Here is an 18,144-nt window from a genome sequence, read left to right on the forward strand (position 1 = left end):
GGCGGACCGGTCACCGCCGACGGTGGACCAGCCGCCCCGCGCACACCGTGGCGATGCAGACCCCCGCCTCCTCGCCGCCGCCCGACTCGTCGGGTGTGAAGACGGCGAGGTCGGCGCGCCCGTTCTCCACGATCGCGGCTGGCCGTGAACTGGACAGCACGGCAACGTGGTTGCGTGCCGCCGCCGCCCGGAGCTCGGGCGAGCCGGCGTGCTCCGCCAGGACGGCCGCCGCGCCCAGCTTCAGCACAGCGTGGACGCGCTCGCGTGCGCTGGGGGCGTCGGGAAGGGGGCCTTCATGGAGGCGCGCGGGGCCGAGGACGCCGGGCCAGTGACGCACGCGCGCGCCGGGGAACCGCGCCTCCAACTCGGCGCGTGTGCCCACGCCGACGACCCGGTCGCCCTGGACGGCGACGGCTCCCTCCGCGACCGGCGACGGGTCGTCCCAGGCGCGCCGGAGCTCGTCCGCGGCGTGAATCGTCAGCACGGCAGTGTCAGTTCGGTGCGGCGGCCGGTCAGTTGGGCGCGAGCAGCTTCAACTCGGGGTGAGCGGTGCCGCCTTCGATCGCGGTCGAGGAGATGTGGGAGACGACCCGCTCGTCGACGGGGTCGTTCGCCGGGTCGTCGTGGACGACCAGGTGCTCGTACGTCGTGGAGCGCTGCGCCGGGACGCGGCCCGCCTTGCGGATCAGGTCGATGATCTCCAGGCGGTTGGAGCGGTGCTTGGCGCCGGCCGAGGAGACGACGTTCTCCTCCAGCATGATGGAGCCGAGGTCGTCCGCGCCGTAGTGCAGGGAGAGTTGGCCGACCTCCTTGCCCGTCGTCAGCCAGGAGCCCTGGATGTGGCGGACGTTGTCGAGGAACAGGCGGGCGATCGCGATCATCCGCAGGTACTCGAACAGGGTCGTCTGCGTACGGCCCTTCAGGTGGTTGTTCTCGGGCTGGTACGTGTACGGGATGAAGGCGCGGAAGCCGCCCGTCCGGTCCTGTACGTCGCGGATCATCCGCAGGTGCTCGATGCGCTCGGCGTTGGTCTCGCCGGTGCCCATCAGCATGGTCGAGGTGGACTCGACGCCGAGGTTGTGCGCCGCCTCCATGATCTCCAGCCAGCGCTCGCCGGACTCCTTCAGCGGGGCGATGGCCTTGCGCGGCCGCTCGGGCAGCAGCTCGGCGCCGGCGCCGGCGAAGGAGTCCAGGCCCGCCGCGTGGATGCGCTGGATGGCCTCCTCGACCGACACCTTGGAGATGCGGGCCATGTGCTCGACCTCGCTCGCCCCCAGGCTGTGGATGACGAGCTGCGGGAAGGCCTGCTTGATGGCGGAGAAGTGCTTCTCGTAGTACTCGACGCCGTAGTCCGGGTGGTGGCCGCCCTGGAACATGATCTGGGTGCCGCCCAGCTCCACGGTCTCCGCGCACCGGCGCAGGATGTCGTCCAGGTCGCGGGTCCAGCCCTTGGCCGTGTCCTTCGGCGCCGCGTAGAAGGCGCAGAACCTGCATGCCGTGACGCACACGTTCGTGTAGTTGATGTTCCGCTCGATGATGTACGTCGCGATGTGCTCGATGCCGGCGTACTGACGGCGGCGCACGGCGTCGGCTGCGGCGCCCAGCGCGTGCAGCGGCGCGTCGCGGTAGAGGACGAGCGCCTCCTCGGGCGTGATCCGTCCGCCCGCGGCGGCACGTTCGAGGACGGCTGTGACATCAACAGAGGTGAGGTCGGCCTTCTCGGTCACCGGAGCGTCCCTTTCGTCAAGGGTTGTGGACGGACCAAGCCAGCCTACGCCAGCCCCTCGCCACGGCCGACGTCAGGCCGTGTACGCGCCCAACAACAGCCCCACGTACGCGCCCGCGATCAGGAACGGCCCGAACGGGATCGCCGTCTTGCGGTCGGCCTTGCGCGCGGCGAGGAGCGCGCCGCCGTACAGCGCGCCGAGCAGGAACCCGGCGAAGGTGCCCAGCATGACGGTGGGCCAGCCGTACCAGCCGAGGACGGCACCCGCGCCGAGCGCGAGCTTCACGTCGCCGAAGCCCATGCCGCCGGGGTTGACGAGGTGCAGCACGAGGTAGCCGGCGCTGAGCGCGAGAGACGCGAGGAGGGCCGTCGTCCAGTCGCCGGCATGCTCCGGCAGCAGCGCGGCCACGCCGAGCAGGGCGAGGGCGGTCGCCGCGAAGGGCAGGGTGAGCGGGTCGGGCAGCCGCTGCACCCGCAGATCGACGACGGCGAGCAGCACCCCGACCGGCGCAAGCAGCAGCCAGACGGCCAACTCGGGCCGGGGACCGGTGGCGAGGCCGAGGACAGCGCACAGGCCGGCGGTGACGCCGGCGAAGAGCGCCCCACCGGGACCGTACGCCCCACGGCGCCCCCGTGTGCCCGCACCGGCACCGGCGTCTTCGGCGCAACGCGGACAGCGGGCGGGACCGGCCCAGCCGCGAACGGGATGCCCCTGAGGACAACGGTCGCGCCACCCGGGCACAGGCGATCCCTCTTCACCGTCCGCCCCGGCCCCGGCCGCACCGTCCGCCCCGGCCCCGTCGTCCCCCGCCGCGCCATCCGCCCCCCTCGGCGGCAACGCCACCGAGAACCGGTACGCGGCCCGAGGCAGCAGAGCCCCCACCACCGCACCCCACGTCGCCGCGACGACGAGCAGTGCGACGGCGCCGGACGTGCCGAGGCCGTTCATCCCGCTGCCGGGGCGGAGTCGCGCCAGCCGGGCTGGAGCTCGTCCAGGAGGGCCTCGGTGCGGGGAGGCAGGCCGCGGGCGCCGCTGCGGGTGACGAGGTCGGCGGCGAGGGCGGTGAGGCGGGCGGTGTCGCCGGTGGCGTGGGTGGCGCGCAGCAGTTCGTTCCACAGGCGCTCGTCGGTGGGAGCCGTCCGCAGTGCCGCGTTCAGCGCCTCGATCGCCTTCTCGGCACGGTCCTTCTCCAGATGGAACGCGGACAGGGCGAGCCCGATGTCAGCTACGAGCAGCGGAAGTTGGGCGTCGACGATCTCGTGGGTGAGCCAGCGATAGCGCCCCTCGGGCCGGTCGGCGAGGAGCGGCCCGCGCACCAGCACCAGCGCGTCGGTGAGCAGCCGTCCGCGCACGGCCCGGCTGTCGACGCCCTTGCCCTGGGTGGCCTCGTGGTAGAGCGAGCGCAGCACGTCCAGGTCGGAGACGACGGACTTGGCGAGGACCAGGCGTCCGCGCGCGTCGGAGCCGAGGCGGGGGGCTCCGTCGGGGTCGGACCCGAGCCAGGCGCGGAGCCGTTCGATCAGCGCGTCGCGGACGTCGTCCGTCACTCCGCGCGGCCACAGCGCGGAGGTGAGCACACGCGGGTGCACGCCCTCGCGGTGCAGCAGAAGCAGGGCGAGGGCCTCGTGCAGCAGCACGCTGCGCTCACCGTCCGGTGCGTCCAGCCCGATGATCTCGTACGAGCCGACGAGCCGCGCGTACACCGCGGGCCGCCCCTGCTCGCTGATGTCGACGAGGAACGGCGGGGTCGGGGCCGGTCCGTCCGGACCGCGCTCGGGGTCGGCCTCGACGAACAGCTCCACCACCGCCCGCCGTTGAACGGCCGGAAGCAACTGGGCCTCCAACTCCAGCCCGAGGAGCGGCGCGAGCAGTCTGCCCTCGCCGGTGATCTCCATCTCCCAGGCGGCACCAGGAAGTTCACCGCTCTCGGTGCCGACGAGGTAGCCGATGCCCAACCGGCTCGCGTCGGCGGCGAGTTCGGCGAGCTTCACGGCGTCCTCGGCGGAGGGCTCGGCGGCGAGCAGGACCAGGTGCGGAGCCCAACGGGTGTGCTGGGCAGGCCCGGTGCGGCCGGTGAGCACGGAGTCCTGTCCGGCCGCGCCGAGCGCTCCCCGCCGCTGCCGGGTCTCGGCCGCCATCGTCTCGACGAGCGCGTCCACGTCGTCCAGGTGCCGGATGCGGTTGGGGGCGAGCGGGGTGAGGTCCTCACCGAAGCCGACGAGGGTGATGGTCATGCGGTCCGACCAGCCGTTGGTGGCGAGCTCGGCGGCGACGGACGCGAAGACGGCGGCGCGGTCCTCCTGGCGCCCGCTGAGCGAGACGATGCCGGGCACGGCCTCCAGGTTGAGCAGCAGGCGGGAGTCGTCCATGGTGCCGAGGCTGACGAGCCCGGGGTACGGGGCGGCGGTGTCGGCGTCGTCGTAGCGTTCGGCGTCGGAGCGGGACAGCACCCAGAACGTCTGGTCCTGCCCGAGCTGCCATGGCGCGGGCGGCTTGCCGGACGGCTGGGCGAGCTGGAGGTGCAGGTCGCCGCCTGTCATCCAGGCGGCGTAGACGACGGGCAGGGCGCGTGACTCGGCGGCGAGGGACGCGGCGAGACCGCGCAGCGAGCGGTCGAGCAGCCGTACGCCTTCGGGATCGGCACCGACGAACAGCGCGTCCTGGACGTCCTGGGCGTCGCCGGTCGGGGTCGGCGGCTCCATGCCGCGCCGCCCGGTGACGGCCCCGAGCGCCGACTGCCACAGCAGCTGACGGCGTCGGCGGCCGAGGGCGCCGAGGAGGCCGGCGGCGAGGAGAGGCGCGGTGACCAGGGCCTCGGGGAGGCCGAAGGCGTCGCCGGACTCGGAGCGCGAGTCGGCTCGCCCGTCCGCCGCGGAGGCCGGAGGGCTGTGCCGCTGGGCGGGCAGCGAGACCTCACCCGATCGACCGCCGGCGTGCCCGCCGCCGTTGGCACGGGGCACGTCGGTCTGCACCAGCCCGCTGCTGCCCTCGTGCCCTGCGGCACCACCGGCACCGGTGCCGGCCGGCTCCGCCGCCCCGCCGGTCCGCGCGTACTGATCGATCTGCTGCTCGACGTCCGCGGAGACCTTCCCGGCTTCGTCGGGCAGCTCGACGAGGTCGCCGCCGCGGGCGTCGCCGGGCATCTCCATGATCCAGCCGGGCCGGATCAGACTCGCCTCGGACAGCCGGGAACCGTCCGGCTGCACCCGGTCCTTGTTGAGCGCGTAGATCTCCTTGTACCGGCGTCCGTCGCCGAGGTGGCGCTCGGCTATCTCCCACAGGGAGTCGTGGTGGCGGCCCTCGGGGGGCTGGATCCGGTAGTACTTCGTGTCGCCGTGCAGACGGGCCGCCCTGCCGTCGTCGGCCTGCGCCGCGGCGTGCGAGGCCTGCTGGGCGAGGGCTGCCGCCACGCCGGCGGCGGGCTGCTCCCGCGCGCCGATGAAGGTCCCCGGGGTCTGCTGGGCCGCGGCGACGGTCCCCCTCTGGTTGCCGTCCAGGCTGTGGCCGAGCTGCGAGAGCCCCGGGGTGAGGCTGGCCGCGGTGGCGCCGGCGAGCAGCAGGGCGGCGACGAGTTGCCGGGCGAGCAGCTGACTCGGCCCCGCGCCGGGCACCCGCCCCGGCACGCCCACACCGGACACCGCGGCCTTCACCTCGACCAGCACACAGGCGGTGAACTGCGCCCAGGCCAGCCAGACGACGACGGTCAGGATGTTCAGGAACGTCCTGACCGTGATCTCCTGCTGGAGCCAGTCGAGCGAGGGCACGCCGTCCGGCAGGGGCCAGCCGATCTGCACGGCCAGCGCGGCCGGCACCCCGACGAGGAGGACGAGCAACGCGACGAACGCGAAGAACGCCTTGACGAAGTCCCCGGCCGTCCGCCGCCGCACCCGCACCGGCTGCGGAGTCCGGTTACGCGGCCCCGCCGGACTTCCCGTCGAGCCGGTGGAGCCCCTCGAGCTTCCCGTCGAGCCTGAAGTGCTGCGTCGCGCCATGGCGGGTGTCCTGGGTCCGGAGTGAGAGGGATGCGTTGAGCCTACAGAGATCTTATGGACTGACACGGGTCGCGGGACACGGTCAGAGGGCCTAGGTCATCGGTCATCGGTGATCGGTCACCCCACCAGGTTCTCCGCCACCGACCGACCGTGGACGGTCACCGCGCCGCCGAAGAACATGCCGGTGAAGACCGGCTCGTAGGTGAGTTGGACCTCGACCTCCACCTGGTCGGCGTTCGCGGCCACGCAGTGGGTGGCCGCGATGTCCGAGCCGGACATGTCCATCTCGCGGGCGAAGGCCTTCACACGGGTGTCGCAGTTCTGGAAGTTGATGGGGGCGGCGCCGCCCTCGTTGCCGTAGAGGGCCTCGCGGTCGATGTCCTGGGCGGCGAAGCGGGCGGCCTGTTCCGCTATGTCCGCGGCCCGTTCACGCTTGGAGATGGACAGCCCGCCGTCGATGACGAAGGCTGACAGGGAGAGGAAGACCAGGGCGAAGATGATGACGGCCCCGGCGCCCGAGCCACGGTCACCACGGCACCGGCGCGCCCGCAGGGACCGTACCGCCGACGCACCGCCCGACCGCAGAGCCCGTACCGCGGACACACCGCGCGCCCGGTTCGCCCCGCCCGCCGGCCTCACGCCGTCCTCCGGAACGGGTCCAGTGGGGAGCTGAAGCTGGCCGAGAGGGTGGTCGGGATGTTCAGGCCGAGCATCGACAGGCCCCGCACCTCGCAGCTCACCTCGACCGTGAAGATGGTGTCGGGTTCGAAGCCCGGGCTGGTCTGGATCACGGACACCGGGCCGGAGCAGACGTCCGCGAGGTCGGCCCGCGCCGCCTTGCGCGCCTCGGCCAGCGCCGTCGCCCGGTCCTTCTGGATCGAGCCCGCGCGCGCCGCGTCCCGGGCCGCGCCGTCGATCGCGCCGCGTCCGTCGACGAGTTGACCGAAGGCCACCAGGACCAGGATGAACAGGATCATCACCGGGGCGAGGATCACCACCTCCACGGTGGACAGTCCACGGTCACCGGCGCGACGGCTCGCAGCGACGGCCATGTCAGTTTCCCCCCTCGGGCACGAACCCCTCCACGGGGCCCATCGACCGCGCGTGCACCGTCAGGTCCAGCCCCGGGAACACCGACGGCACCCGCGCCGTGATCTCCACGCCCACCGTGTCCTGTTCGGGCTGGAGCAGCGTGACGTCCGGCGACAGCACCAACTGCGGCCCCAACTGATCGATGTAGGAGTCCACGACGCCTCGCGCCTCGCCCCGCCAGGCGCCCGGCTGGGCGTCCGCGGTGGCACGAGCCTTGCGGGCGCCGGCCTGGGCCGCCGCCTGAGCCACGTGGTCGGCGAAGAAGTACAGCGCGAACTGCACCGTCGCGAAGATCAGGAAGAAGAGGACGGGGGTGAGGAAGACGAACTCGATCGCGGTCATGCCGGAATCACCGCGGGCGGCCGTGCCCCTGCGTACGGTCCGCGCCCTGCGGCGCATCGCTTCGCCGGCGACGCCGCTCACGCTTGTGCCCACGCCCACAACGCCCCCGTTTTCGCGTTACCTCGTCCGACCGATCAGCAGGTGCTGCTCGCGGTCGCGCCGTCGATGCACTTGCCGACCTTCTCGGCGCCGCCCTTCAGCGCCTGGTTGATGATCGCGGCCACCACGCCGACGATCGCCACGACGACCGCCGAGATGATGACCCACTCCACCGCGGAGGCGCCGCGGTCCAGTTCTCCGGAGCGGGCACGCTGGACGCGTCCCTGGAGGAAGGCGATCAGGAAGTCGACGCCGGCGTTGCCGGTGCTCACGTTCCAACGGGTCATGGTCAGTTGTCCTCTCGGATGGATCGACGTGCTCGTGCTCGCCAGTGTTCTGCGCGTTGTCGGATCGGTCTCGTCAGTTGTGGAAACGGTTGCTGACCTGCCTCATACCTGGAACACCCGCATCGCCGCCGGAAAGATCAGGAACACCAGGAACCCCGCGCACAACAGCAGCTGCGCCACGAGCATCGACTGTGACTTCTCGCCCGCGCTGCCCTCGATCTCGGCGAGTTCGCGGTGCCGCATGGTCTCGGCACGGGAGGCGAGGGACTCACGGACCTTGGCGCCGTCGTCCGCGACCAGGGCCAGCGAGGCCGACAGGTCCTTCAGCTCCTCCACGCCCAGCTCCTCCCCCAGCGCGCCCAGCGCCTGCCACTGGCTGAGGCCGGTGATGCGGGCGTCGGCGAGGGCGTTGCGGATGCGCTGCGTGGCCCAGCCGTCGGACACCTCCGCGGCCGCCATGAGCGCCTCCGGCAGACCTCGCCCGCCGGCCAGGTTCATCGACACCAGGTCGAGGTACGCGCCGATCACCCGCCGCAGGTCGCGGCGCTTCCGGCTCGCGTCCCGCCGGATCTCCAGGTCGGGCAGGAAGAAGAACAGCACCGCGCAGAGCAGAGCGAGCCAGACCGGCACGACCGGGCTGCTCTGGAACCCCATCGACCACACGACGGCGAACAGCAGCGGGCCGAAGAACAGACCGGCGACGGCCAGCAGCACCTTCGTGGCCAGGAAGCTCTCCCAGCTGCGCTCCAGCACATTGAGGTCGGCCCGCAACGAGCGCTGTTCCCAGCCCTGTTGGCGATACAGGTCGGCGACCTTGCGGCCGATCTCCGCGCGCAGCGAGCCGAACCGGCCCCCGGTCGCGGCCTGCCGCGCCGACTCGTACGCCGCCCCGCGCGCCCGCATCGCGTCGATCCGCGCGACCTGCGCGACCGCGCTGCGCTTGGACGGCATCAGGGCGCGGACGAGGGCGTAGACGCCCAGGCCGAGCACGACGCCGACGATGACCGGTGCGGTGAGGTTCACCGTCGTACCCCCTCCTCGTGGGTGGGAAGCGGCGCCTGCCCCGACGCGGCGGCCGCCCCGGGGACCGGCCCCGGCGTCGTGGCGGAGGCCGTCGAAGCCGCCGTACGCGGTCGCACGAACCGCACCGACGACTCGTCGCGGACCAGGAAGCGTTCGGGCGTCTCGATGGTGGACAGCTTGCGCAGCCACCAGAATCCCAGCCCGAACAGACCGCAGACGCAGGCGAGGACGAGCTGTCCGACGGCCGTGCCGTACGGCTCGACGAACTCGCGGTTGAAGACGGACAGTCCGAGCACGAACGCGATCGACACCGCGACCACGATCTGCACCGAACGGCGGGTCGACGCCCGCTGCGCCATGACCCGCTGCCGCATGTCGACCTCCTCCCGCGCCGACTTGGCGAGGGCGCCGAGGACCTGGCGCAGACCGGGGCCGCGCAGCCGCGCGTTGAGGATCAGGGCGGCGACGATGATGTCCGCCGACGCGTCGTCGATCTCGTCGGCGAGGACCTGGAGCGCGTCCGGCAGCGGGGTACGGGCACGCAGGCGGTCGACCAGGGCGTCCAGATGGGGGCGCAGGACGGGAGCGGCGGCGCGCGCGGACGCGGGAATGGCCTGCTCCAGGCCGACCGCGCCCGCGATGGTGTCGCGCAGCGACTCCGTCCAGGAGGCCAGGGCCTCCACCCGCTTCATGGCGGCCCGTTCCTCGGCCGCGCCGCCGAAGAGGCGGTCCCAGAAGAAGACGAGCACGGCGGCCGCGATTCCGGCCACCGTCCAGCGGGTGAGCAGCAGCACGCCCAGGCCTACGAGCGCGGCGACGGAACCGCGCTGTCCGGCGAACCGGAGCAGCTCGTTCGCCCGCCGGCCGGCCTTGCGCTTCTCGTGCTCCGGCTTGACCGGCAGCCCGCGAACGGCGACCAGGAGCAGCGCGAGACCGCCGCCGACGGCGACGCCGCACAGGAGCGCGTACAGGACAGTCGGGGAGAACAGCCCGCCCATCGATCCCAGCGAACCGAGTGCGGCCTGCGGATTCGCGCTCGCGGTCATGTTGCTCGCGCTCACGTCGGCGGTCATGGTGCTCGCACTCGTGGTGCCGACGGTCACTGTGCTCACAGCCAGTGCGTTCATGCTCATGGCGTCACCTCACCCCCACGTCGCCGCGGGACGGTAGCCGTACGCGATCAGGTCGTCCAGGCAGGCGATGGGCGCGTGCGGCACGACCCGTCCGTCGGGCGCCTCCGCGAACACCTCACTGGACAGAACGCGTCCGTCGACGCCGTTGACCTCGCGCACGGAGGTCACCGTGCGCTGCAGACGGCCACCCGTCTCGTAGTTGTTGCGCCGCTGGACGAAGACGACGAAGTTCACCGCGCCCGCGATCAGCATCTGGCTGGCCTCGATGGGCAGCCGTTCCGTCGCCTGGAGCGCATAGGTGGAGATGCGGTTGAACACCTCGCTGGAGCTGTTGGCGTGGATCGTCGACAGCGAGCCGTCGTTGCCCTGCGACATGGCGTTGAGCATGGTGACGATCTCGTCGCCGAGGACCTCGCCGACGATGACCCGGGAAGGGTTCATACGCAGGGAACGGCGCACGAGTTCGGCCATGCTGATGGCCCCCTGCCCCTCGGAGTTGGGCAGCCTCTCCTCGAACGCGACCACGTTGGGGTGGAGTTCGGGGAACGTGTCGAGCCCGAGCTCCAGCGCGCGCTCGACGGTGATGAGCCGCTCGTTCGGCGGGATCTCGTTGGCGAGGGCCCGCAGCAGCGTCGTCTTGCCGGCGTTGGTGGCTCCCGCGATCATGATGTTCTTGCGGGCGCGGACCGCGCAGGCCAGGAAGTGGCCCAACTCCGGGCTGAGGGTGCCGTTGCCGACGAGGTCGGAGATGAACACCTTGCCCATGCGGGCACGGCGGATGGACAGCGCCGGACGCCGCGCCACGTCCATCACGGCCGACAGACGCGAACCGTCCGGCAGCCGCAGGTCGAGCTGCGGATTGGCGGAGTCGAAGGGCCGGGAGGACAGACCGCTGTACGCGCCGAGCACCTGGATCAGCTCGATGAGTTCCTCGTCGGTCTCCGCGACCGGCTCACCGCGCACCTCGCGTCCGTCGGCGTAACCGACGAAGACCTGGTCGCAGCCGTTGATGTCGATGTTCTCGACCTGCGGGTCGTCCAGCAGGGGCTGGAGGCGGCCCACGCCGAACAGAGCGGCGTGCACGGCTGCCGCGTACTGCTCCTCCGTCTCGGCGTCCGGCGGCGTACGGCCCGCGGTGATCTCGGCGCGGGCGTACTCCTCCAGGATCTGGGCGATGACCGCGCGGGCGTACTGCCGCTCGTCCTCGGTGGACATCGGGGTGACGCCGGACGCCTGGTCGAGGCGGCGCTGCTCGGCGATGCGGTCGCCGGCGTCCTGCCGGAACCGCTTGACCAACTGGTGGTCGACCGCCGTCACCGCCCGGCTCCAGCGTGGCCCTGGTGCGCCTGCGCGGGCATGCTCCAGGCCGCGCCGTACTGCTGGTGGACGTCGGCGACCACCTTGCGGGCCGAGCGGACGAGCAGCGACTTGTCGAGCCTGCCCCGCTTGCGGCCGGCCAGCTGGTCCGCGCCGGTGGGGTCGTCCGCGAGCGTGCCGACGACCCTGGCGCCCGTCTGGGCGTGCACCAGCATGTCGTTGACCTGCCCCGAGATCTTGCCGGCGTGACCGGGATCGACGACCAGCAGTACGCCTATCAGCGGGGTCGCGAGACTCGCGGCGCCGCGCGGCCCGCCGTGCAGCCGGGCCGACAGGGCGGCGGCACGGTCACGGACGCGGGCGATCGCCTCCGGCTCGGTGCGCGAGACGAGGAGGACGAGGGCGGCGTGCGGGAACAGCTCCACGGCAGGGCTGTCCCCGCTGACGCGCCCGCAGTCGGCGATCACGTCGGCGGGAGCCTGCGGGGAGTCGCCGAGCGCGGCGAAGGCATGCCCGAGGGTGGGCCACAGTCCGGCCAGACCGGCCGCCTGCTCGGCGATCCCCAACCCTGCGAGAACCTCCAGGCCACCGCTCAACGGCTGCACGTGATCCCAGAGTTGGTCGGGAACGAGGCCACGGCGGGCGGTGGCGGCGATGGACAGCATCCCGGTGTTCGGGTTGAGCGGACCGCCGTGGGCGGCGGCACTGCGGTAGACGAGGTCACCGCCGGCCGGGTCGGTCTCGGCGAGCAGCGCGCGCCGCGGCCAGACCGCCGCGAGAGCGACGGCCGCGGTGGTGACGCCGGGGGACCCCTTGTCGGCGGCGAGAGCGATGAGCGCCATGGTGAGGGTGCCGCCTTCTAGTTGCCGGTGCCGGAACTGGAACTGCTGCCAGAACCGGTGCCGGAACCGGCGTCAGAGCCTGTGTCCGCGCCCGTGCTGTCGCCGGACGCGGTGCCGGAACCTGAAGCGCCGCCCGAGCCGGCGGCCGTGCCCGTGCCGGCGACGCGCACGATCGCGGCCGCGCCGGCGGACGAGGCCCGTGTCACCGCGGCGGCGTCGTCCTGGTCGACGAGAAGAGTGAGGGCGAGGTTGCCGGTGCTGACGGTCGCGTCACCCTGCTCCTTCACCTTGCCGACCTTCGCGCCGGCCACGATGAGCGGGTTGGACGCGCTGGAGGACGTGGATCCCGATCCGCTCTTCCCGGTGCCGCCGTCGACGTTGTAGACGTTCACGGTGTCGCCGGCCTTGATGTCCGACGGGTATTGGCCCTCCTTGAGGGCGAGACCGACGGAGGCTTTGCCTGCGGGGATGTCGGCGGTGTCGGCGAACATCTGGCCGACCAGCACGGTGCCTGCGTAGATGGTGGACCTGGCCTTCAGCTTCGCGAGCTGCGCCATCTGGTCCATGTGGACGTACTTGACGCCACTGTCCGCGGCGACCATCACGGAGGTCACGTCCGACTCCTCGACGGACTCACCGGCCGGAACGTCCTTGACCACCTTCATGACCTCGATCCGGTCACCGGCCCGCAGCACGAGCATCGTCGCGCCGAGCGCGCCGACCAGGATGAGCAGCACCGCGAGGGCGGCCAGCGCCGGCTTGCGCTCGCGCGGCGGGGTGGGAAGCCGGTCGCCGACCGGCGGTTGAGCCGGAGCCGCGGAACGACCCGCGCCCGCCCCCGTACGCTCCTGGATCTTCACGCAACCGCTCCCCGTCACACCCAGAAAACCGTCTGGACCGTTTGAGACCGCCTGTCACACGCACGGCGATGACCGACCATGCGCACACTCACTCAGGACTCCCCGAGGACTTCGCACATGAGGCGAACGCGGCGAGGTCTGCGGCGACCGGCCGGCCGGGACCGGGGTGAGTGTCAAGCGTTCGCACGGTATCAGCCGCACATAAGCCCCTCAAGGCGCGTCCGGGCCCTCGCGGCACAGCGAGTGGGGCGCTGTCGAGGGTCAACGGCTGCGCCCGGCAGTTCCGTTGGCCGTCGTGTGGCATCCGTTGGAGCACGGTGTGCGAAAGGGAATCTTCAAGCGTCCTTGCCGGCACTGACGAGGTCGGCCGGCGCCTTGGTGGCACCGTCGTCTCACCGGGAACCGCTGTGCCGCGCCGCTCATTTGCCGTCACTGGCGCGGTACCGCTACCACGGCCCTGCTGTTGACCGCATGCTGCGGGGCACGCACCGAGCAAGGTGAGCAGCCCTGCGGACGGCGCTTTTCTTTGCACAGGCCAACCCAGTGGTCACCCAGGGATTCGACGACCAGCTCAACGGAACCGTGCAGGGCGGGGATTGCGTCTCTGGTCCACGCCGGACGGCATTCGCTCCCCACCCGACAGCAATTCGCTCTGGTGCCGTACCCGCACCCCGGCTACCGTAACGCTGCCTCCTCAACCCCATACGCCCCGTCAGGAGCCCCTCGTGACCCGCCGCCCACGCCTGCTCACCACAGCCGCCGCCGGAGCGACGGCCGCCCTCCTGCTGACGGCTTGCGGCGGCGGAACCAACGACACGAAGTCCAACGACAAGATCGACGGCGCGGAGACAGCATCCGCGACCACCGCAACATCGACCACCCCGCCCCGCCCTTCGGCGCACCGGCCCCGCATCGAACTGCCTTCCGACTTGTCATACGCCTTCGACTGGTCCAAGACCGGGGACGCCGACAAGGACGCTGTCCTGAGCGACAGCGAGCAGTCCATCAAGGCCGTGGACCTGGCCATCGTGAACCAGAACGCCCTGGACAAGGCGTACCTCTATTACTACGAGGGCGAAGCCGCCGTGGGGACGCAGAAGTTCATCCAGACCTACGTGGACAACAAAGCGAGCGTCACTGGGGCCTATCGCTTCTACGACCCGCAGGTGAGCGTCGACAAAGGCGGGACCGCGTCACTGAGCTACTGCGAGGACCAGGGCAAGGCGTATGTGAAGTACCTCAAGACCAACGAGGTCAAGAGGACCGAGGTCACGGCCAAGAGCTACGTGTCGTATCACACGTCGCTGAAGAAGAACAGCAAGGGTGTGTGGGTGATCCAGAAGATCGTTTCTCAGAGCGGGAGTGCCCAGTGCCAGCCCTGATGCGCGTATCAGCGACGCCTCCGGTACTGATCACTGCCGGAATGTGCCTCGTGCTTCTGGCTCTGCCGAGCGTGGCGCACGCTGATGACACACTGAACGGGAACACCCAGAACTCGACTGGGACTTCGGGCGACGTCGACGGCGACACCCTCTCCGCAACCGCCGGAGGCATCGTCTTCGATCGTTCCAAGAACGGCGCCGGCCCCACCGCCGGCCCCGTCACCGCGACGACTTCCTGGACCCCGCCCGCCTGCTGGTACGCGCCGAAGTACACACCGGAGCAGCTCAAGGCCTACCTGGAACCGATCTGGGCGGCGGAATCCACCGGCTACGAATGGGACGCCGAGCAGCGGAAGAAGTACCTCAACAAGGAAGACCCGACCAAGGACTTCAACAAGGACAGGACCGGCAAGGGCTACTGGTGGGGCTCGTACGTCAACAAGTCCTTCCCGCCCGGCTGGGACAAGTGCGAAGCCGACTACTTCTGGGTCGACGCCGGCGACCCCCCTCCCCCCGGCATCCAGAATGCGATCACCCCCGAGATGCTCGCCGAACTCGCCTACGCCGAGATCCGAGTCCCCACCACCGCGGTCACCCTCGCCCCCGCCGGCACGACGAAGGTCAACCTTCCGACGTGGGCCTGGCTGGACGGCGCGGACTTCGAACCGGTCTCCGTCACCGCCTCCGTCCCCGTCCTCGGCATCAGCGCCACCACCACGGCCACACCGCTCTCGTTGAAGATCGACCCGGGCACACCGGACGCGGAGACCTACCCCGCCTCAGGGCTCTGCGAGATCGCGGGCGGCCGCATCGGCGAACCGTACGAGAAGGGCAAGGCCGACCGGACCCCACCCTGCGGAGTGAGGTACCTGCGCTCCTCGGGCGACGCGTCGTTCACCCTCAGGGCCACCGTCACCTGGAAGATCACCTGGACCGGCACCGGCACCCCGGGCGGCACCCTCCCGGACGGCTCCTTCGGTGCACCCCAGAACGTGGTGGTCCAAGAGATCCAGGCCGTCAACCGCTAACTCCAGTCTGACCACCCGGTCTGGTCGCGGACCCAGCTGGGTTGCCGATAGCGCATGCGAAGTGGGCCCGTTGGTCAAAGCCACCAGGTGGCGCAGCGAGTGAAGTGTCCACTCCATGAGCCGTGTTCGACGGTGGCTTCTTCTGCCGCCACGGTGACAGGGCCCAACCTGGCGAACCACGCGCCGCCCCGATAGCGTCAGTGCTCTTGCATGCACTGTTGTCTCACGGGGAGTCCACTGTGAAGCGCCGCACTTTGCCCGTTGCTCTCGCGCTCACCGCGACTGCAGCCCTACTGCTGACCGCTTGTGGGGGCGGGGGTGACGACTCGACAGGGAAAGACAAGATCGCGGGAGCGGACACGGGGTCCGGCTCACCGTCGGGTTCGGCCAGCGCATCCACCGGGGCTCTACAGAGACCCGACATGACGCTGCCGAGCGACGTCACGGAAGCCTTCGAGAGCTGGAAGGTGGGTGACGCCACGAAGGACGCCATCCTGCTGGACGCCGGCCGAGCTCAAACCGCGGTGACCTACTCGGTCACCAAAGGGGACCCCGAGTCTGCAGCGCTGAAGTTCTACCAGACCGGAGCGGCCCTCGCGGGAAGCCAGGACTGGGTCAAGGAGATCGTGGACGCAGGGTTCACCTACCACGGTGCGGTCCGCTACTACGCCCCCAACATCGCCGTCTTCGACGCCAAGTCCGCTGGTGTCTCGTACTGCGCGGACGAGAGCAAGGCGTTCAACAAGAACCGGAAGACCAACAAGGTCGACGAGGTGGCGGCGACCAACGACTCGTACGTCCTGTACAGCACGCGCCTGGAGAAGAACAGCAACGGTGTCTGGCAGACCACGAAGCTCGAATCAGAGCGGGGGAACCAGAAGTGCCTTCAGTGAAGCCGCAGCGTCAGTGGCTCATCGCAGGGGCGACGGTAGCAACTCTCGCTCTCACGCCCGGTTCAGCGTTCGCATGGGGCACTCCGGGCGGGTCCAACGGTGAGAAAACGGTGACCGGTGGCGGACAGCAGGGCACCAGCATCGTGTCCAAGGTGTCGTACACCGGCTCCACCCGCGGCAACACCAGAGGTACCAAGCAGGTGCAGCCCGTCGGCGACTGGACCCCACCCGCCTGCTGGTACGAACCCAGAAGCGCGGACGACTTCGCCAAGTACGTCGAGGACATGTACACCGAGACGGTCAACACGCCCGGCCAGCACAGCTACGCCAAGGCCTCCGTCGGCATGTTCCGCGACGAGTACAAGGACGGCACGTACAAGAACTACAACCTGGATCAGAAGGACAAGGGCAACTGGTGGGTCTCGGTCCGCGACGAGGACCGGTGGATGGAACCCGAAGCCCAACTCTGCGACAAGCAGCCCTTCTGGGTCGAGAACGGCGCCTCCCCGCAAGTACCGAACGCGGTGACCCCGCAAGTCCTCGCTGAACTCGCCTACAACCGCATCCAGCTCCCCACCACCAAGGTCACCCTGGCACCTGCCGGCACCACCAAGGTCAACCTCCCGACCTGGGCCTGGCTCGACAAAGCCCGGTTCAAGGAGGTCTCGGTCACCGCCTCGCTCGCCGTGCCCGGTCTCAACATCCAGGCTACGACCACCGCCAAGCCGGTCTCGCTGAAGCTCGAACCGGGCACCCCGGACGCGGAAACCTACCCAGGCTCGGGCGAGTGCACGATCAACGCGGACGGTTCGATCGGCGCACCGTACGCCGCCGGCAAGGCGGACCAGACCCCGCCGTGCGGCCTCAAGTACCTTCGCTCCTCGGGTGAGGGCACCTTCAAACTGCAGGCGACGGTCACCTGGGAGATCAGCTGGACGGGCAGCGGCGGAGCGGGCGGCAGGCTCCCTGACGGGACGTTCGGCAACGACCAGGACGTCAAGGTTCAGGAGATCCAGGCGGTGAACCGTTGAACAGCAGTCGACGCTATTTCCAGACCAACCAAGGAGCATAGCCGTGGGTTTCAAGGGAATGGACGCGGTCCAAGCTCCCAAACTCGCCGCTGCCGTCGACGTAATGGGCGGAACCCTCAGCATTCAAGGCGGCTTGATCAGCGGAATCCTCGCCAAATGGAATGCAAAGGCCGAGGGAGTTTCCGACTTCTCCAAGAAGGCACAGTGGGCGAGCGACGAGGCGAAGGACATCCGGCGACGCCTGGGCATCGCGCTGGACGACCCTGAGACCGTCCTCACCTTCGCCGGACTGGCCGGTGCAATCGAGACCTGGCAGGAATTCAAGAACGGCACACTCAAGGACATCAAGACGCCTACGAAGATCCTCAAGATCCCGACGGCGATCGAGGGTTCGCTCCGGCTCTACAAGATGTGGGCTCAAGGCCAGAACATCGACGGCGCGCGAGCCGTGTGGGAACTCAACAAGTACTTCGGCTCGGAGGCGGCCCGCATCCGCGCCACGCGCGGCGAGTTGTTGCGAGAGCTCCTCAAAGCACAGAGCCTCCGCAATCTCTACAAGGAGCCCTGGCAGTGGCAGCAGGCCGTGCGAGCCACTGCCGTGAAGCTCAAGATCCCATATGCCGAGAAGCTCTTCCAGAGGGCTCCCGGGACGGGGGTGCTCGCCCGCCGGGTTCTCCTTCCGCTGACCGTGCTGCACGGAGTGAAGCAGATGTTCATCCCCGACCACCAAGGGGCTCAAGGTTGGGTGGATCGGGGCATGGGTGGCGTAGAGGCCGCCGGCGCAGTGGCTGTGCTCGGCGGCGCCGGCATGGCCACGGCCCTTGGCGCGTCCGCGACCGTGGCTGCTGCAGTGCCGGTCGTCGGTTGGGTCGCGCTGGGCGTCACAGGTGCTTACTTCCTCGGCAGTTGGGCCTGGGACAAGTGGGGCGACGACATCAAAGCCGGGGCCAAGGAGGCATGGAACGCCACCACGGAATGGGCCGGAAAAACGAAGGACAAAGCCGAAGAGATTGTGAACGGCACGAAGAGTGCCGTGACCAATCTTGTTCCAAACGCCATTCACAAGTATAAGTTTTGGTAACCAAGCATCGGATAC

General features: G+C 70.2%; 18 protein-coding genes. 5 read left to right on the top strand and 13 right to left on the bottom strand.

Going from position 1 to position 18,144, the window contains the following annotated elements; genetic code table 11:
- Nucleotides 1-10: 10 nt before the first annotated feature.
- The 13 genes from ACFYXA_RS21015 to ACFYXA_RS21075 form a co-directional block, all read right to left on the bottom strand.
- The gene (locus ACFYXA_RS21015) at nt 11-484 is read right to left on the bottom strand and encodes a hypothetical protein (protein WP_352245224.1); all 474 of its coding nucleotides are present in this window, start codon (nt 482-484) and stop codon (nt 11-13) included.
- Between the two features lie 28 nt (nt 485-512).
- Complete coding sequence (gene mqnC, locus ACFYXA_RS21020) at nt 513-1,727, bottom strand: cyclic dehypoxanthinyl futalosine synthase (RefSeq protein ID WP_352245223.1); 1,215 nt, start codon at nt 1,725-1,727, stop codon at nt 513-515.
- Between the two features lie 72 nt (nt 1,728-1,799).
- Nucleotides 1,800-2,675, bottom strand: a complete 876-nt coding sequence (locus tag ACFYXA_RS21025) for a prepilin peptidase (RefSeq protein ID WP_389034854.1) — start codon at nt 2,673-2,675, stop codon at nt 1,800-1,802.
- Entirely contained in the window at nt 2,672-5,719 is a 3,048-nt protein-coding gene (locus tag ACFYXA_RS21030; RefSeq protein WP_389034857.1) for a BTAD domain-containing putative transcriptional regulator, read from the bottom strand. The genes ACFYXA_RS21025 and ACFYXA_RS21030 overlap by 4 nt, the downstream gene beginning before the upstream one ends.
- A gap of 117 nt (nt 5,720-5,836) precedes the next feature.
- Nucleotides 5,837-6,271 carry a pilus assembly protein TadG-related protein gene (locus ACFYXA_RS21035; RefSeq protein WP_130441660.1) on the bottom strand — a complete coding sequence of 145 codons (435 nt, stop codon included), beginning with the start codon at nt 6,269-6,271 and terminating at the stop codon, nt 5,837-5,839.
- Between the two features lie 83 nt (nt 6,272-6,354).
- The gene (locus tag ACFYXA_RS21040; RefSeq protein ID WP_352245220.1) at nt 6,355-6,771 is read right to left on the bottom strand and encodes a TadE/TadG family type IV pilus assembly protein; all 417 of its coding nucleotides are present in this window, start codon (nt 6,769-6,771) and stop codon (nt 6,355-6,357) included.
- Between the two features lies 1 nt (nt 6,772).
- Nucleotides 6,773-7,210, bottom strand: coding sequence for a TadE family protein (locus ACFYXA_RS21045; protein WP_389035119.1), 438 nt, complete (start codon nt 7,208-7,210; stop codon nt 6,773-6,775).
- Nucleotides 7,211-7,287: 77 nt separating this feature from the next.
- Nucleotides 7,288-7,539, bottom strand: coding sequence for a hypothetical protein (locus ACFYXA_RS21050; RefSeq protein WP_130440876.1), 252 nt, complete (start codon nt 7,537-7,539; stop codon nt 7,288-7,290).
- Nucleotides 7,540-7,641: 102 nt separating this feature from the next.
- Entirely contained in the window at nt 7,642-8,562 is a 921-nt protein-coding gene (locus ACFYXA_RS21055) for a type II secretion system F family protein (RefSeq protein ID WP_352245219.1), read from the bottom strand.
- Nucleotides 8,559-9,560, bottom strand: a complete 1,002-nt coding sequence (locus ACFYXA_RS21060; protein WP_389035121.1) for a type II secretion system F family protein — start codon at nt 9,558-9,560, stop codon at nt 8,559-8,561. The genes ACFYXA_RS21055 and ACFYXA_RS21060 overlap by 4 nt, the downstream gene beginning before the upstream one ends.
- 144 nt (nt 9,561-9,704) lie before the next feature.
- Entirely contained in the window at nt 9,705-11,012 is a 1,308-nt protein-coding gene (locus tag ACFYXA_RS21065) for a CpaF family protein (RefSeq protein WP_389034864.1), read from the bottom strand.
- Nucleotides 11,009-11,854, bottom strand: a complete 846-nt coding sequence (locus ACFYXA_RS21070) for a hypothetical protein (RefSeq protein WP_389034867.1) — start codon at nt 11,852-11,854, stop codon at nt 11,009-11,011. Before ACFYXA_RS21070 ends, ACFYXA_RS21065 begins: the two co-directional genes overlap by 4 nt.
- Nucleotides 11,855-11,871: 17 nt before the next feature.
- Nucleotides 11,872-12,714: a hypothetical protein gene (locus ACFYXA_RS21075; RefSeq protein ID WP_389034870.1), complete on the bottom strand. Its 843-nt coding sequence runs from the start codon at nt 12,712-12,714 to the stop codon at nt 11,872-11,874.
- Between the two features lie 725 nt (nt 12,715-13,439).
- Here ACFYXA_RS21075 and ACFYXA_RS21080 point away from each other — a divergent pair.
- From ACFYXA_RS21080 to ACFYXA_RS21100, 5 genes are all read left to right on the top strand, one after another.
- On the top strand, nt 13,440-14,096 hold the full coding sequence (locus ACFYXA_RS21080; RefSeq protein WP_389034873.1) for a hypothetical protein: 657 nt from the start codon (nt 13,440-13,442) through the stop codon (nt 14,094-14,096).
- A gap of 41 nt (nt 14,097-14,137) precedes the next feature.
- Nucleotides 14,138-15,124 (top strand): hypothetical protein, encoded by a 987-nt coding sequence (locus tag ACFYXA_RS21085; RefSeq protein ID WP_389034878.1) that lies wholly within the window; start codon nt 14,138-14,140, stop codon nt 15,122-15,124.
- Between the two features lie 422 nt (nt 15,125-15,546).
- Nucleotides 15,547-16,017: a hypothetical protein gene (locus ACFYXA_RS21090; protein WP_389034880.1), complete on the top strand. Its 471-nt coding sequence runs from the start codon at nt 15,547-15,549 to the stop codon at nt 16,015-16,017.
- A complete protein-coding gene (locus ACFYXA_RS21095; protein ID WP_389034882.1) occupies nt 16,014-17,048 on the top strand; it encodes a hypothetical protein in 1,035 nt (344 codons plus the stop codon). The genes ACFYXA_RS21090 and ACFYXA_RS21095 overlap by 4 nt, the downstream gene beginning before the upstream one ends.
- 43 nt (nt 17,049-17,091) lie before the next feature.
- Nucleotides 17,092-18,129, top strand: a complete 1,038-nt coding sequence (locus ACFYXA_RS21100; RefSeq protein ID WP_389034885.1) for a hypothetical protein — start codon at nt 17,092-17,094, stop codon at nt 18,127-18,129.
- Nucleotides 18,130-18,144: the final 15 nt, after the last annotated feature.

This window comes from Streptomyces sp. NPDC002566 (assembly GCF_042889585.1).
Classification (GTDB): domain Bacteria; phylum Actinomycetota; class Actinomycetes; order Streptomycetales; family Streptomycetaceae; genus Streptomyces.

Coding starts and splice junctions, on each gene's coding strand:
- ACFYXA_RS21030 (WP_389034857.1), bottom strand. CDS start 5,719: ATGGCGCGACGCAGCACTTCAGGCTCGACGGGAAGCTCGAGGGGCTCC.
- ACFYXA_RS21070 (WP_389034867.1), bottom strand. CDS start 11,854: ATGGCGCTCATCGCTCTCGCCGCCGACAAGGGGTCCCCCGGCGTCACC.
- ACFYXA_RS21090 (WP_389034880.1), top strand. CDS start 15,547: ATGACGCTGCCGAGCGACGTCACGGAAGCCTTCGAGAGCTGGAAGGTG.
- ACFYXA_RS21085 (WP_389034878.1), top strand. CDS start 14,138: ATGTGCCTCGTGCTTCTGGCTCTGCCGAGCGTGGCGCACGCTGATGAC.
- ACFYXA_RS21045 (WP_389035119.1), bottom strand. CDS start 7,210: ATGCGCCGCAGGGCGCGGACCGTACGCAGGGGCACGGCCGCCCGCGGT.
- ACFYXA_RS21060 (WP_389035121.1), bottom strand. CDS start 9,560: ATGGGCGGGCTGTTCTCCCCGACTGTCCTGTACGCGCTCCTGTGCGGC.
- ACFYXA_RS21050 (WP_130440876.1), bottom strand. CDS start 7,539: ATGACCCGTTGGAACGTGAGCACCGGCAACGCCGGCGTCGACTTCCTG.
- ACFYXA_RS21040 (WP_352245220.1), bottom strand. CDS start 6,771: ATGGCCGTCGCTGCGAGCCGTCGCGCCGGTGACCGTGGACTGTCCACC.
- ACFYXA_RS21025 (WP_389034854.1), bottom strand. CDS start 2,675: ATGAACGGCCTCGGCACGTCCGGCGCCGTCGCACTGCTCGTCGTCGCG.